General features: G+C 42.9%; 13 protein-coding genes and 1 tRNA gene. 10 read left to right on the forward strand and 4 right to left on the reverse strand.

Translation table 11 applies throughout. The annotated features are described in order from the left end of the window. Window positions 1–54: 54 nt before the first annotated feature. On the forward strand, window positions 55–1995 hold the full coding sequence (locus ACYX4W_RS12405) for a hypothetical protein (RefSeq protein ID WP_476073390.1): 1941 nt from the start codon (window positions 55–57) through the stop codon (window positions 1993–1995). Between the two features lie 129 nt (window positions 1996–2124). Here the strand turns inward: ACYX4W_RS12405 and ACYX4W_RS12410 are convergent, their stop codons facing one another. Both ACYX4W_RS12410 and yhbY read right to left on the reverse strand, forming a co-directional pair. Next, complete coding sequence (locus ACYX4W_RS12410; protein WP_476073391.1) at window positions 2125–2901, reverse strand: 3-hydroxyacyl-CoA dehydrogenase; 777 nt, start codon at window positions 2899–2901, stop codon at window positions 2125–2127. Window positions 2902–3015: 114 nt separating this feature from the next. Continuing rightward, window positions 3016–3309, reverse strand: coding sequence for a ribosome assembly RNA-binding protein YhbY (gene yhbY, locus ACYX4W_RS12415; RefSeq protein ID WP_014949363.1), 294 nt, complete (start codon window positions 3307–3309; stop codon window positions 3016–3018). Between the two features lie 95 nt (window positions 3310–3404). Between yhbY and rlmE the strand changes: the two genes are divergently transcribed. The 9 genes from rlmE to ACYX4W_RS12460 all read left to right on the forward strand — a co-directional run bounded on the left by rlmE (window position 3405) and on the right by ACYX4W_RS12460 (window position 12719). After that, window positions 3405–4034 (forward strand): 23S rRNA (uridine(2552)-2'-O)-methyltransferase RlmE, encoded by a 630-nt coding sequence (rlmE, locus tag ACYX4W_RS12420; protein WP_014949364.1) that lies wholly within the window; start codon window positions 3405–3407, stop codon window positions 4032–4034. 101 nt (window positions 4035–4135) lie between these two features. Further along, window positions 4136–6082, forward strand: coding sequence for an ATP-dependent zinc metalloprotease FtsH (gene ftsH, locus ACYX4W_RS12425; protein ID WP_179983328.1), 1947 nt, complete (start codon window positions 4136–4138; stop codon window positions 6080–6082). A gap of 148 nt (window positions 6083–6230) precedes the next feature. Next, a complete protein-coding gene (gene folP, locus ACYX4W_RS12430) occupies window positions 6231–7055 on the forward strand; it encodes a dihydropteroate synthase (protein ID WP_476073392.1) in 825 nt (274 codons plus the stop codon). Between the two features lie 9 nt (window positions 7056–7064). Continuing rightward, complete coding sequence (glmM, locus tag ACYX4W_RS12435) at window positions 7065–8408, forward strand: phosphoglucosamine mutase (RefSeq protein ID WP_476073393.1); 1344 nt, start codon at window positions 7065–7067, stop codon at window positions 8406–8408. 96 nt (window positions 8409–8504) lie between these two features. After that, window positions 8505–9248, forward strand: a complete 744-nt coding sequence (gene tpiA / locus ACYX4W_RS12440; RefSeq protein ID WP_474807002.1) for a triose-phosphate isomerase — start codon at window positions 8505–8507, stop codon at window positions 9246–9248. A gap of 10 nt (window positions 9249–9258) precedes the next feature. Then, entirely contained in the window at window positions 9259–9672 is a 414-nt protein-coding gene (secG, locus tag ACYX4W_RS12445) for a preprotein translocase subunit SecG (RefSeq protein WP_476054194.1), read from the forward strand. 15 nt (window positions 9673–9687) lie between these two features. Beyond that, window positions 9688–9773 (forward strand) — tRNA-Leu (locus ACYX4W_RS12450). Window positions 9774–10004: 231 nt separating this feature from the next. Next, window positions 10005–12299 carry an EAL domain-containing protein gene (locus ACYX4W_RS12455; RefSeq protein ID WP_476054193.1) on the forward strand — a complete coding sequence of 765 codons (2295 nt, stop codon included), beginning with the start codon at window positions 10005–10007 and terminating at the stop codon, window positions 12297–12299. A 261-nt stretch (window positions 12300–12560) separates the two neighbouring features. Then, window positions 12561–12719, forward strand: coding sequence for a YqaE/Pmp3 family membrane protein (locus tag ACYX4W_RS12460; protein ID WP_015067141.1), 159 nt, complete (start codon window positions 12561–12563; stop codon window positions 12717–12719). Window positions 12720–12870: 151 nt separating this feature from the next. On the opposite strand, the gene ACYX4W_RS12465 is transcribed toward ACYX4W_RS12460, so the two are convergent. Beyond that, on the reverse strand, window positions 12871–13326 hold the full coding sequence (locus ACYX4W_RS12465; protein ID WP_474806995.1) for a hemerythrin domain-containing protein: 456 nt from the start codon (window positions 13324–13326) through the stop codon (window positions 12871–12873). A 231-nt stretch (window positions 13327–13557) separates the two neighbouring features. Next, complete coding sequence (gdhA, locus tag ACYX4W_RS12470) at window positions 13558–14910, reverse strand: NADP-specific glutamate dehydrogenase (RefSeq protein WP_476073394.1); 1353 nt, start codon at window positions 14908–14910, stop codon at window positions 13558–13560. Window positions 14911–14917: the final 7 nt, after the last annotated feature.

A 14917-nucleotide genomic window follows, 5' to 3' on the forward strand; every position in this document is an offset into this window, starting at 1 on the left:
CGGCTTAAATTAGAATAAGGGTATGAATTTATTTGAGTAAGGGAGTACATAGTTATGAATAGGAAGTTAATAAGTAGCATAGGGGTTGTGCTACTTGGTTGTGGGGTTATCTATGTAAGTAATCAATACTCTTCTGATTCAAGCGAAACAACGTATTCGCCCATTGAAGAATATAAGGTTACTGACACGATAACAGGTAATGCTTCCGAAGAAATAGCCCTCGCTGATACTAAGAACTACTCTTCTTGTTTAACCTTTCTTCACCAGCAAAAGCAGCAAAACACCGCCTGGGCTCGGAATACCCACACCAGTTGGGATCGCTACATTAAAGAGGGTGTCTATTCTCTTAATGATGTCACACTGGTTGTCGAACATTTTCTAAACTCAAATTTTGCTGAAAGTTTTCGAATTGAATACTTAAGAAGTGACGCGCCAACTTCTTTGCAAACGAAGGATTTAAACGACAGATTCTTTGATGCAGAACCTTTAGCTAAAGAATGGGGCTTGTCAGTAATGATAAAGGTTCCCAATTCCAAGTTTAAGAATTTCGAGCGTTTAACGCTATTAGAAAAACAAACGACGCTTGCTGAAAACGATGTGAGTGTTGACGATGTCGCGTACTTCCTTCTAGATGAAAATACGTCAGATGACAGCATACTCATGATGTTCGAGGCGCTAGAGAACCCTTTTGCCAAAGTTTCCTATGATCGTTACGCCACAACTTCGCTTCTTGACTATGCCATTATGGGCAACCGGGATAATATTGTTGAGGCTATGCTTAAGCGGGGATTTAGACCCACGCAAGACGAATACTTAGGCTCTAGCATGGAGTGGGCACTTAGTGCACTGACATACAGCTTTCATACTGATAACCGAGCATCCGCAGCTAATATTGTATTAAGGTTATTGGATTTTAACGCAGCCGCGCGTTTCGAGTCACAAACGTATGAACTAATAGAAGGGCGTTTTCCTCGAAATTTTTATAGATTTGACGATAGCGAAATTCAGACGCTCATCGTTGACTATAATTTAGATTTAACTTCGATAGCCCAAAGAAAAAATATACGCATAAGTGAAAATCATCCCCTCATTGAAACGCTAGAAAAACAACAGTTGGCAAGTGTACAAGGGAGTTTAAATCACACCGAGTTACAACGTATCACTACGGAATGTAACGCGCACGTGACAGAGCTAAACAAACGCTGGCAACCACGAGAAATACATGATGTCGTATCCGAGGTTGCTTCACGTTTTGATGGTGATAAAAAAGCGATCATCCGTAAACTTTCTGCTACAGATCCAGTGCTAGTTGATTATTACCTTCGTAAATATAGAACACCCACTGAAGGTGTACCTGTAAATCAAGCTTTGATAGATAGAATAGATTCTTCATACACTTACTTTAGAGAAAGGAAAGCGCAACAAGGCATTGATTTAATATTGTCTGAGCCTGTGCATAAAAGTCAGCATGAATTTGTGATGTACAAGTTGCTAATGTTCCAAACAGGCTATTCCGCCATTATCCAGAGTCCATTCTGGAGCGGGATAAATGATTATAACCAACTAACCTTCAGAAGACTTCTGAACAGTGACTTTATAGAAAAGATGTCGGTCTTAGGTGTACCCATTTACGAACCCGACGCTTATGGTAAGAGTTTAGTTTACTATGCGGCGTCAAAGCATGATGCGGAATTAATCTCATACCTCTTTGAAAATAATGTTCAATTCAGTGGCTCAAAAGAAGGGGAAGATCCTCTTCATATTGCACTCAATATCAGAAAAAACACTAACTCACTAATGAGTATTGAAAAAACGGTTAACGAGCTAATGCGTTTTAAGCCCACTATTGATAAATTTCATAAAAGTCGAATGAAATTAGTAAAGCTTTATTACCCGAAAAGTTATGCAAGACTTACCGCGTTACATCCTGAGTTACGTGTCAACGAAGATGAAGCAATTTCTCTTCCGACGACTTATCTCTATACTTACTTTTAGCGACTAGCATTAAAAAAGGGGGCAGTTGTTTTAGCCATCCTGAGAAAAAAGGGAGCTTATGCTCCCGTTTATAAAGATTTTTAGTGCTCGTTATTAGCAAAACCAATGTTTATGATTTTGTACTTTTTTCTACTTGGGCGGCATGCGAAGTCCGCCATCTAAACGGATAGTCTCACCATTTAAATAGCTGTTGTTCGCCATGTGGATAACCAGTTTTGCGAATTCTTCGGGCAGCCCTAGACGCTTAGGAAACTGTACGTTGGCAGAAAGGGCGTCTTGCACCTTTTCAGGCATAGCAAGCAGCATAGGCGTGCCCATCACGCCAGGCGCTATCGTATTAACGCGAATTCCTAGCGGCGCTAAATCGCGAGCCATTGGCAGGGTTAGACCAATAATTCCACCTTTGCTTGCAGCATAAGCAGTTTGACCTATTTGACCTTCGTAACCTGCGACTGAAGCAGTATTGATAATAAGCCCGCGTTCGCCTTCATCGTTAATTGGCGACTGTTTGGCCATAGTTGCAGCCACTAAACGAGATACGTTAAAACTGCCAACCAAGTTAATATCGATAGTTTTTTGAAAATCGCCGAGTGGGGCAGGGTTACCTTCTTTATCGAGTAAACGTTTTGCGGGCGCAATACCTGCACAGTTAATCACTAAAGAAATGGCGCCAAACCTTTCGGTTGTCGCGTCTATCGCCGCTTGAACAGAGGCTTCATCACGAACATCGGTTTTGGTGAAAAGTGTGTTGTCGTTACCTAATTCTTCAACGCGTTGCGCGCCAAGTTCGTCATTTAGGTCGAAAAGGCTGACGTTGGCACCCGCTTCGCGAAGCGCAATCGCGGTAGCATGACCAAGTCCAGAGCAACCACCAGTAACAATGGCGGTAAGATTGTTTAGCGTCATAGTTTTCCCTTAAACCCTATTTGTTCACTGTTATTAACGTGATGTTAACGGGAAGTAAGAAGAAAAACTATGGTGCCGAAAGGGAACGGCACCTTTTATTCAGTTATTTTGTAGCTATTTTGGCAACTGAATTTTACAGTCTTCGCTTTGACGATAAATAATTAGCGTGTGACCAATTACCTGAAGCTTAACTGAGTTGGTTTCACGTACAATGGCATCCATGATAAGCGCTTTTTCTTCGCGATCATCAGTTGGTACCTTAACTTTAATTAATTCATGGTGACTAAGTGCGTTGTCAATCTCTGCAACTACACCTTCTGTCAGGCCGTTCCCACCTAGCTGCACAACAGGTTTTAACGGGTGTGCAAGACCTTTTAGGAATTGTTTCTGTTTATTTGAAAGTTTCATCTAGTAATATTTCTTACAATTAATCTGTTAGTTTATGCTTGAAATAACGTATTCTAACGCCATCTTCTCTACAATCCTAATGACATTGTACTGGAATGACAAAAAAGAAACACTCCGCCAGCAGTAAACGCTGGTTACAAGAACACGTCAACGACCATTATGTGCAAAAAGCAAATAAGGAAGGTTGGCGCTCGCGAGCTATTTATAAACTGGAAGAAATCCAGAAAAAAGATAAGCTTATAAAGCCAGGAATGACACTTGTAGACCTTGGTGCTGCACCAGGGGGCTGGTCTCAGCTAGCTGCACAGCTTGTTGGCGACAATGGTCAAGTTATCGCGTGCGATATTTTGCCCATGGATCCGATAGTTGGCGTAGACTTTCTACAAGGTGATTTCAGAGAGGACGCGGTTCTCGACGCACTATTGAACAGAATCGGTGGGAACACCGTAGATATTGTGTTGTCTGATATGGCACCGAACCTTGCAGGTAACGCTTCGGTTGACCAATCTCGCTCTATGTACCTTTGCGAACTAGCGCTAGATATGTGTCACCAAGTTTTAAAGCCTGGAGGTTCTTTTGTCATTAAGGTGTTCCAAGGTGAAGGTTTTGTTGAGTTCATGAACGCACTTAAACAATCTTTCACAACCATAAAGACGCGTAAGCCTGACTCGTCCAGATCACGTTCTCGTGAGGTGTATTTGGTGGCTTGTGGGTATAAAGTGTAGTACGCTTTGGGTTAAGCGGTTTTCGTTGCGAGTTGTGCCGTTTATTCAATAAACAACTTGTTGAATATACAAGCAATTCGGGTTTATAGAGGTTAGTAGCATTGAGCGATATGGCAAAAAATTTAATCTTATGGTTAGTCATCGCCGTTGTTTTAATGTCGGTTTTTCAGAGCTTTTCACCGAGTGAATCGTCTCGTTCGCAAACTGACTACACAACGTTTTTGAGAGAAGCAGAGCAGGGAAATATTCGTGAAGTTCGCATCAACAATAGTGGCGAAATTCGCGGTACAAAGCGTTCAGGCGAAACTTTCCAAACATTCGTACCTTACTTCGACGACAAGTTAGTATCTGACTTAGTTAAAAACGACGTAAGAGTTTACGGTGAACCACCGGAAGAGCAGTCTCTTCTAACGTCAATTTTCATTTCATGGTTCCCCATGCTATTGCTTATTGGTGTATGGATTTTCTTCATGCGTCAAATGCAAGGTGGCGGCGGCCGTGGCGCTATGTCTTTCGGAAAGAGCAAAGCTCGCTTACTTGGTGAAGACCAAATCAAGACGACATTTGCTGACGTAGCAGGCTGTGATGAAGCTAAGGAAGACGTATCTGAATTAGTCGACTTCCTTCGCGACCCGTCTAAGTTCCAGAAGCTTGGCGGTAAGATCCCGAAGGGCGTGCTAATGGTAGGTCCTCCAGGTACGGGTAAAACGTTACTTGCGAAAGCTATCGCGGGTGAAGCAAAAGTACCTTTCTTTACTATTTCGGGTTCTGATTTCGTTGAAATGTTCGTAGGTGTTGGTGCATCGCGTGTTCGTGATATGTTCGAACAAGCCAAAAAAGCAGCGCCTTGCATTATTTTCATTGACGAAATTGACGCGGTAGGCCGTCAACGTGGTGCTGGTTTAGGTGGTGGTCACGACGAGCGTGAACAAACACTTAACCAAATGCTTGTTGAAATGGACGGCTTTGAAGGCCACGAAGGTATTATCGTTATTGCCGCAACTAACCGCCCAGACGTTCTTGACCCTGCGCTACTTCGCCCTGGTCGCTTCGACCGTCAGGTTGTAGTAGGTCTGCCAGATATTCGCGGTCGTGAACAAATTCTTAAGGTTCATATTCGCAAAGTACCTGTTGCTGACAACGTAGAACCTTCTGTTATTGCTCGTGGTACACCAGGTTTCTCAGGTGCCGATTTGGCGAACCTAGTAAATGAAGCTGCATTGTTTGCTGCCCGTGGTAACAAACGTCTGGTTTCAATGGAAGAGTTTGAGAAAGCGAAAGACAAAATCATGATGGGCTCTGAACGTAAGTCTATGGTGATGTCTGAGCCTGAAAAAGAGATGACAGCGTATCACGAAGCAGGTCACGCCATTGTTGGTCGCCTAGTGCCAGAGCACGATCCGGTTTACAAAGTGTCGATCATTCCACGCGGTCGCGCGTTGGGTGTGACCATGTACTTGCCTGAGCAAGACCGTGTAAGTCATTCTAAACAACACTTAGAAAGCATGATTTCTAGCTTGTTTGGTGGGCGTATTGCTGAAGCCATCATTTATGGCGATGACAAAGTAACAACGGGTGCATCTAACGACATCGAGCGCGCAACTGAAATTGCACGTAAGATGGTAACTCAGTGGGGCTTGTCGAGCAAAATGGGTCCAATGCTTTATGCTGAAGACGAAGGTGAAGTGTTCCTAGGTAAGTCTATGTCTAAGGCAACGAATATGTCTGATGACACAGCACGTGCTATTGATGCCGAAATCAAGTCATTGATTGACAGCAACTACGAACGCGCTCAAAAAATCCTTGAAGACAATATTGATATCTTACACTCAATGAAAGACGCACTGATGAAGTACGAAACCATTGATGCTAAGCAAATCGATGATCTGATGAACCGCACTGACGTTCGTCCTCCTGCAGACTGGGATGACAGCAAGCCGTCTGGTGGCGATAAGCCAAGCGGTGGTGCACCAGTTCGCGAAGGTGAAATTAAAAACGACGGTGTTGATAAACCGTCGGTAGGCAAGCCGGGTGATATTCCAAGCTAAGCCTCTACACTAATTAAAAAACGCCAGTTCAGCTGGCGTTTTTTGTTAGAGCAGTTTGATTTTAATCTAATGCTTATCGCTATCTCTGTGGGTTAAAATCAGTTTGCTTTATAGCTTCATCTTTAAAGAACAATAATGCGAGTAATTCATGCAGTTTGGAAAGCACTTCGTCGATCTATCACAGTCTCATGTGATGGGCATATTAAATGTAACCCCTGACTCTTTCTCTGACGGTGGCAAGCACGCCAATGTGACGCAAGCCGTTGAACATGCGCATCGCATGCTTGATGATGGCGCGACCTTCATTGACGTAGGCGGTGAATCTACGCGACCTGGCGCCCCTGATGTATCTTTGCAAGAAGAACTAGACCGCACAATACCTGTTATTGAAGCCGTCGCTAAAAATAGCGATGTTGTGATATCTATTGATACCAGTAAAGCAGAAGTAATGCGTGAAGCAGCTAAGGCGGGTGCAGGGTTAATTAATGATGTACGTGCTTTACAAGAACCCGGTGCATTGGAAGCCGCAGCTGATGCTAACGTCCCCGTGTGCTTAATGCATATGAAGGGGCAACCTCGAACTATGCAAAACAACCCTGAATATAGTGATGTTATTGACGAAGTAAGCCAATTTTTAATAGCTCGCGCAAAAGTATGTGAGCAAGCCGGCATTGCGAAAGCGTCCATATTGTTCGACCCAGGCTACGGATTTGGTAAAACGCTAGAGCATAACTATGCCCTGGTTAAACATCTGCCTGATATTATGTCGTTGGGCTTTCCTGTCTTAGTTGGAATGTCACGCAAATCAATGATAGGCAATTTGCTTAACAGAAAAGTAGATGAGCGCTTGGCTGGAAGCGTAAGCCTCGCTACAATTGTCGCCCAAATGGGCGCACAGATTATTCGCGTTCACGACGTTAAAGAAACAGCGGACGCTGTCAATATCGTGAAAATGCTGAATACGATTAAATAAGGAATAATAATGACTCAGCGCAAATATTTCGGCACCGATGGTATACGTGGAAAAGTGGGTGAGAGCAATATCAACCCAGAGTTTGTTACCAAATTAGGGTGGGCCGCAGGTAAAGTTCTAGCTGGCCGCGGCACAAATAAAGTACTTATCGGTAAAGACACACGTATATCTGGCTACATGCTAGAGTCCTCTCTAGAAGCTGGTCTATCGGCTGCAGGCATTAATATCGGCTTGCTAGGACCTATGCCCACACCGGCTATTGCGTATCTAACGAAAACATTCCGTTCTGAAGCGGGTATCGTAATCAGTGCCTCCCATAACCCTTTTTACGATAACGGCATCAAATTTTTCTCTGCTCAAGGCTTTAAGCTAGATGACGACATTGAGCTAGCTATTGAAGACATGTTAGAGCGACCAATGACATGCGTAGCTTCTGACAAGTTAGGTAAAGCTACACGAATTAATGACGCAGCAGGTCGTTACATTGAATTTTGTAAGGGTACATTCCCGTCTGAGCTATCGTTAACAGGTCTAAAAATAGTGGTAGATTGCGCGCACGGCGCAACGTATCACATAGCACCAAATGTGCTTCGCGAGCTAGGCGCAACAGTTATTGAACTGGGAACAGCGCCTGATGGCCTAAACATCAACGACGGCGTTGGCGCAACTTCTATGAACGCCATTGTAGAAAAGGTTAAAGAAACCAGCGCTGACCTTGGCTTTGCACTAGATGGCGATGGCGATCGCATTATGATGGTTGATCATCTCGGTAACGTTTTAGACGGTGACCAGATTGTTTACATCATCGCGCGCGACGCACTTAAAAATGGCAAAATGCAGGGTGGTGTCGTTGGCACCTTGATGAGTAACCTTGGTCTTGAAAATGCGCTTTCAAAGCTGGGCGTTCCATTTGTAAGAAGTAACGTAGGCGACAGATACGTGATGGAATTGCTGCAACAAAAAGGCTGGGCTATTGGCGGTGAGAATTCAGGTCATGTACTTAACCTTAATATGAGCTCGACTGGCGATGGTATTGTTGCAGGGCTTCAGGTACTTGCTGCTATGTTGCGTTCTCATATGGACCTACACGACTTAGCGAGCGGTTTTGACATGTACCCGCAAACACTGGTTAACGTGCGTTACGCAAACCAAGAAGTAGATTATCTTTCACATCAAGATGTACAAAACGCTAAGAAAGAAGCGGAATCTGCGTTAGGTAAGACGGGGAGGGTATTACTGCGTAAAAGTGGTACTGAACCACTAATCCGTGTAATGGTAGAGTCGAACGACGATGCTCAATCTCATAAATGGGCTGAGCATATTGCAGAAACTGTTCGTAATCTCGCCAATTAGTTGGCGTAGCAGGAAATTTTGCTTTTTGTGCTTGTATCTTTTCAATTAAATAGTTAATATCACGCCCGCTTTAAAGACAGGGCTAAGGTCTGCGTTGTGAGTGAAAATGTAAGAAAGCCATTCGTGGCTGGCAATTGGAAAATGAATGGAAATTTGGCATTAGTTGCTGAATTTAATCAGAAACTTGCTGATGTAAAAGCTGAATCGGAAATCGTGATTTGTGCTCCTTCTCTACTTTTACACGCATTTGAAACTCGTTCATTTGCTATCGGTACTCAAAACGTAAGTCATTTAGAAAATGGCGCACATACTGGTGAGCTATCAGTCCAAATGCTTAAAGAAGCAGGTTGTGAGTACGCAATCGTTGGGCACTCTGAAAGACGCGAAGACCAAGGTGAGTCAAGCGAACTTGTAGCGCTAAAAGCTAAGCAGTGTGTCGCATCTGGCATAGTTCCTATCATTTGTGTGGGTGAACCCCTTGAAGTGAGAGAGGCTGACAACGTAGAGTCGTTTGTTGGTGAACAGCTAGACGCACTTGTTAATGCAATGTCTGTGGATGAACTAAGCAAAACAGTTATAGCTTACGAACCAATTTGGGCAATAGGTACAGGTAAAACTGCAAGCCCAGAACAAGCACAAGACGTTCACGAATTTATTCGTGGCTACTTTAATAAAGTAGACACAGAGCTGGCACAGGGCCTACGTATTTTATACGGCGGAAGTGTTAAGCCAGATAATGCCAACACCTTGTTTGCGCAAAAAGACGTAGATGGCGGTTTGATTGGCGGGGCCAGTTTAAAGGCTGAAGATTTTATTTCAATTTGCCAAGCGGCAAACTGACGAGGTATTTATGATTTACGAAGTGCTATTAGTAGCATACCTAATTGTTGCACTTTTACTTATTGGATTTGTTCTAATTCAACAGGGTAAAGGCGCAGATATGGGCGCTTCATTTGGCTCAGGTGGTTCAAACACAGTATTTGGCTCGTCTGGTTCTGGTAACTTTATGACGCGTACCACCGGCATTTTGGCAGGTTTATTTTTCTTCATTAGCCTTACTTTAGGTGCATTGACCGCCAACCGCGAAAGTGCTGAAGATGAATGGAACAACTTAGAAGTTCCAGCCGCTGTTGAAGAACCAGTACAGCTTCCGGCTGACCAAGATGTGCCTGTTATTGAAGACGCGGCGCAAAGCGACGTACCAGCGGTTGAAGCTGATGCTTCTGATGTGCCTGTAACTGACGGCTCTGAAGGTTCAAACTAATAATATAAAGATTTCGCGGAAGTGGTGGAATTGGTAGACACGCCATCTTGAGGGGGTGGTGGGCATAGCTCGTGCGGGTTCAAGTCCCGCTTTCCGCACCAAATAGTATTAAAAGCCAGCGCTATGCTGGCTTTTTGCTTTTCTCCGCTTTTTTGCTGTAGTAGCGCAGCTTTAGCAAATATCTGTTGAGAACGAGACATTTGTAACAAAGCGTTAAAATCTAAAATTTACAGGATGTTATACCTGTCCCTATAATAGTTAATCAGCTATTCTTAACATCAATATCTATTTCGACTGCTTTAAATTCACAACAATCTTCACGGGGCACTATAGTGCAAAAGACACTAAGCCAGACTTTATTCCAAACCTTGTTAATTGGGATTGTTATAGCATCACTTCTGATTATTGGCGCTGTTTGGCGTTCTGCAAACACTCTCGTTGTTCAGAATATCGATCACGATATTCAATTGGCTGAAAAAGTTTTCGATAAAGTTGTTGCCGACAGGCAAGCCGTTATTAAAAGTGTATCTAAAGTCTTGGCGCGTTCCTTTGATTTTAGGCGCGCCGTTGGAACCGAGAATATTCCCTCTATTGAAGCTGCATTTACGAGTTATGCAGATCGCCTAAATACCAAAATTATCGCGTTAGTGAGCCTAGACCACAAAGTTGTTGCAACCCATACAGACTTATTCGAAGTTGGTCAGGATGTAGAGAGCAGTCTATCGCTCGTTGCAAAAGATCGAGACAGCGGCTTTTTTGTTGTATCTAATGATTTAATTCAGCTTAACCTTATTCGGGTAGAGATCCCTACACTCAGATATTACATGCTAATTGGTGTTGAATTTGACGATGATTTACTTGAACAGCTAAAACAACTTGTTGATGCAGAGATTATTATTTCTAAAGCAGATTCAAACGAGATCATTAAAGCAACATTAGATAAGGGTGAAGCACATCGAATAATTACATCAGAACAAGACCCGTCTTGGGTGGATGTGACCTTTAAAGACGAATTAACTTACTTGGCGCGTCAGGTAAGCATAGGCTCTGAGCAAAACTTACCTGTCGCTATTACATTAGCCGTCGATACAACGTCTTATTTCAACGCCTTTACGCGAGTTCAATTAACCATTTTAGCATCCTGTCTGCTAGCAATTTTAGTTGCGCTCGGGCTTTCCCTGTTTCTTGCAAGAAATGTGAGCGAGTCTGTCTCTAAACTAGTTAAAGCCGTAAATAAAGTAGCATCGGGTAGTTATGGTTCAACTCTTGAATCACCGTCGAAACTAAAAGAAATTACAGAACTTGCAGTTGCCGTAGACAGCATGCAAGAAAGTATTAAGAGTCGTGAAAAGCACATTCGTTACCAGGCGGAACACGATGTATTAACCGGTCTTTTCAATCGTAATTATGTTGAAGACTATTTTGAGTCCCAAATAAAAGAGGGGCAAGCGGTTCAAGTTGTAGCTATAACGGTTATTGGGTTTAGAACCATAAATGATTTATATGGTTACTCAAATGGTGATAACACGTTAAAGGCACTTTCTGAACGTTTGCAGCGCTGGCCGGGCACCTCAGCACGGCTTGCTGGCGGCGAGATACTGTATATTTCACACGAATCGTTAAACGACGATCAGTTGGAAACACTTAAACACATTTTGGAACAGCCTGTTGAGAGCAACTTAATTGCCATACCCGTTAAAGTTGCTATGGCGATAATCGAGTGTCCTCAAGATGCCTCTTCTTCTGAAGAGCTATTTAGAAAGATGAACATAGTGACCGATGAGGCGATTCATAGTGATAGCTGGTGTGTACGGTATCGGACCGATTTAGAGGATAGGTATAATCGCAGGCTTGCCATAACAACGGAATTGAAGCGGTCGCTTGTAAGCCAGCAGGACGAACTGTCTATGGTTTACCAGCCCAAGGTTGACTTGCAAACGATGAAAGTTTGCAGCATGGAGGCGTTGATCCGCTGGAACAATAGCGCGCTTGGTTTTGTACCGCCAGATGAATTTATTACTATTGCCGAGCAAGCAGGGTTGATAGAGCAAGTAACGACCTGGGTGATGCAGCAAACCATTACTGACTTATCTTACTTTAGATCGAAAGGTTATCGGTTCACTGTTGCTATGAACCTGTCGACCCAAGACATTCAAAATAAAGTATTACTCAGCAAGCTAGTAGCCCTTTTAACGAAAGAAGGGCTATCACCAGAATCTTTAGAACTTGAAATAACCGAAAGTGATTTAGTTGCTGATGCATCACTTGCCATTGAAAACCTTAACGAATTAACCGCCAGAGGCTTTCACTTCGCAATTGATGACTTTGGTACTGGCTATTCGTCATTGGCCTATTTAAAGAACTTACCTGTTAAAACGATTAAAATAGACAAGAGCTTTATTCTTTCTCTGGCTAGCGATGAGAACGATCAACAAATTGTTCATACCGTGCTTAGTTTGGCAAATGTCTTTAATTTGAAAGTGGTCGCCGAGGGTGTAGAAGATTTAGCTTCCCTTGAAATTCTGAAAGAGTGGGGCTGCGATATTGCTCAAGGTTATTACATTAGCCGTCCGCTGAATCGTTCAGACCTTGAAGATTGGCTTCAAAATACGCCTTTCGGTGAATAGCTTTCTTATAAGGAAAAGTTTATTTTCTAAGTATACGCAATGCTTTGTTGCTGGGTATGTACTCATATGAAGGTGATTTTTCTTCATTCCTGCCATTTTGCACTGTTCATGCGACTTGGCGTTGTTAAGGCGACTTGGCATTGTTAATGCAAAAACTAATAACGAGACGTATAGAAACGCTTTATAGGCCCAATTCTATCACCACGTGTGAGTATTTTGCCTACTGAGTTGTGAAATTACTTCAAAAACAAGGAATTTATTATGGACATCATTCGTATACTTTTATCAATTTTACTTCCACCACTAGGCGTATTTTTACAAGTTGGCCTAGGTGCCCACTTTTGGATTAATATCCTGCTAACTATTCTTGGCTATTTTCCAGGCGTTATCCACGCAATTTATATCATTGCCAAAAAGTAGTTGATGTCACTTGCTATACTGCGCGAGTAACAATGCAATAAGTGTTGTAAAGCAGTAATGAAAACAAACAAAAGCCAGCTTTTTTAAGCTGGCTTTTTCATGTAACACTAATAAAAAAGCGAAGCGCTTAAAAGCGCTTCAGTGTTTCTATCTAAGCCGTAATTTTTTCTTCGTCTAACTCTTGTTTCATTTCTTTTTGATATTCTTCAGCAAGCTTGGTTTTCTGACGATCATTTAAAACATTGCCAGCAACTTGGAAAAACTCTTGCTCTTCATCGGCAAGGTGATGCTCTACCTTTTCTTGTAGATTCTTTAAATGACGTAACCAAGCAGGTGAACTCATGTCCGTTTCGTCTAACTTCGATAGCAGTTCATCAATTTCATGGTGTTCTGCGATACCGTGGCGCGTTAAATCCACCGTAGAATCTTTCTCTAACAGGTGAGTATAAAAATGGCGCTCTTCCGCTATCGCATGACTTTCAAGCTGTGTTTTTAACTCTTCAAAGTATTCGCGACGTGCCGCAGTGTTACCGCTGGTTTCAGCTAGGATCTTAAGCAGTAAACGTTGTTTCTCGTGGTCCTGACGCAGTGCTTCAAAAATTTTCATGGTAAGTTCCTTTTGCATATTTAAAAGTGAATGACACTTCTAGTAATGCGATTTTTATTCCATGAATCTTATGTGTATTAGTTTATGATTTTGCTTGCTTTTCTTGGTTCATCGTCGACTAAAAGGTAGGGGGAGCATAGATGTAGAGCAATATTTACAAAGGGGTTGCCGATAAATTCACGGCGGCTTTACCGTAAATCTATCGACAAGCTGCGATAAAAAGGAGAGGGGTTATACGCCTTGTGCCACCATGGCGTCAGCAAGTCGCCTGAACGCTGCAATGTTAGCGCCCTTCATATAATTTACGTACTTGCTATCACCACTGTCTACCTTTCCTTCGTCTAGACAGCGTTGATGAATACTCTCCATAATAGAATATAGTTGGTCATCTAGCGTATTAGCGTCACGTTGATTGAACATTGCGTTTTGGCTCATTTCTAAGCCAGATAAAGCAACACCGCCCGCATTTGATGCTTTACCCGGAACGTAAACAATTTTAGCGTCTAAAAAGCGTGATTGCGCTTCGTTCGTGCACGGCATGTTCGCACCCTCTAAAACCATTTGGCAGCCATTATCCAGTAATGCTTTTGCGTCGTCTTCGAGTAGCTCATTCTGCGTTGCGCAGGGTAAAGCAATATCACATTTTAAATGCCATGGTTTTTTATCAGGTACCCACTTACCCATGCTTTCGTCAGCCATATCCGCAAGAATATTATTACGGTTAGCGTGATTATCTATCGCCCATTTAAGCGCAGTATCAGTTAACCCATCTTCATTATGTAAAAGCCCTCGACTATTAGAAAGGGAGATAACCTTCCCACCTTTTTCTACCGCTTTAAGTGCGCCATGCAGTGCTACATTACCCGCGCCAGATACTGCTATGGTCTGGCCTTCTATTTTTGTATCTCGGTGCTTGCACGCAGCTTCTAAAAAGTAGATTAAGCCAAAGCCTGTCGCTTCTGTACGAACATAACTACCGCCAAATTCTAAGCCTTTACCTGTTAATACACCTTCAAACTTATTGTTTAACCTGCGGTACTCGCCATAAAGGTAGCCTATTTCACGGGCTCCAACGTTGATGTCGCCAGCTGGTACGTCGGTATTGGCGCCTATGTGTCGCTGTAGCTCACGCATAAATGCTTGGCAAAACAGCATAATGTCTCGGTCGGTTCGGCCTTTAGGGTTAAAGTCTGAACCGCCTTTACCGCCACCCATAGGAAGGCCGGTCAGCGCATTTTTAAAACATTGCTCAAAGGCTAAAAACTTTAGCACCGATAAATTTACGGTCGGGTGAAAACGCAAGCCGCCTTTATAAGGACCCATTGCTGAATTATGCTGCACGCGCCAGCCTTGGTTAACTTCAATGTTGCCTTCACTGTTCATCCAAGAGACTGTGAAATAAATTACCCGTTCTGGCATGCAGATACGTCTGATTACATCGAATGCTTTGTATTGTTCATTTGCATTGTAAACAGGAACTATATCTTCAAGTACCTCATGTACAGCTTGAAGGTACTCCGTTTCGTTAGAAAATTTGTCATTAAGAAAGCTAAAAATTTCTTCGAAATTACTTTTCTGAGCCATGTATCAA

The sequence above is a fragment of the Alteromonas sp. ABH4_454 genome (assembly GCF_056311775.1).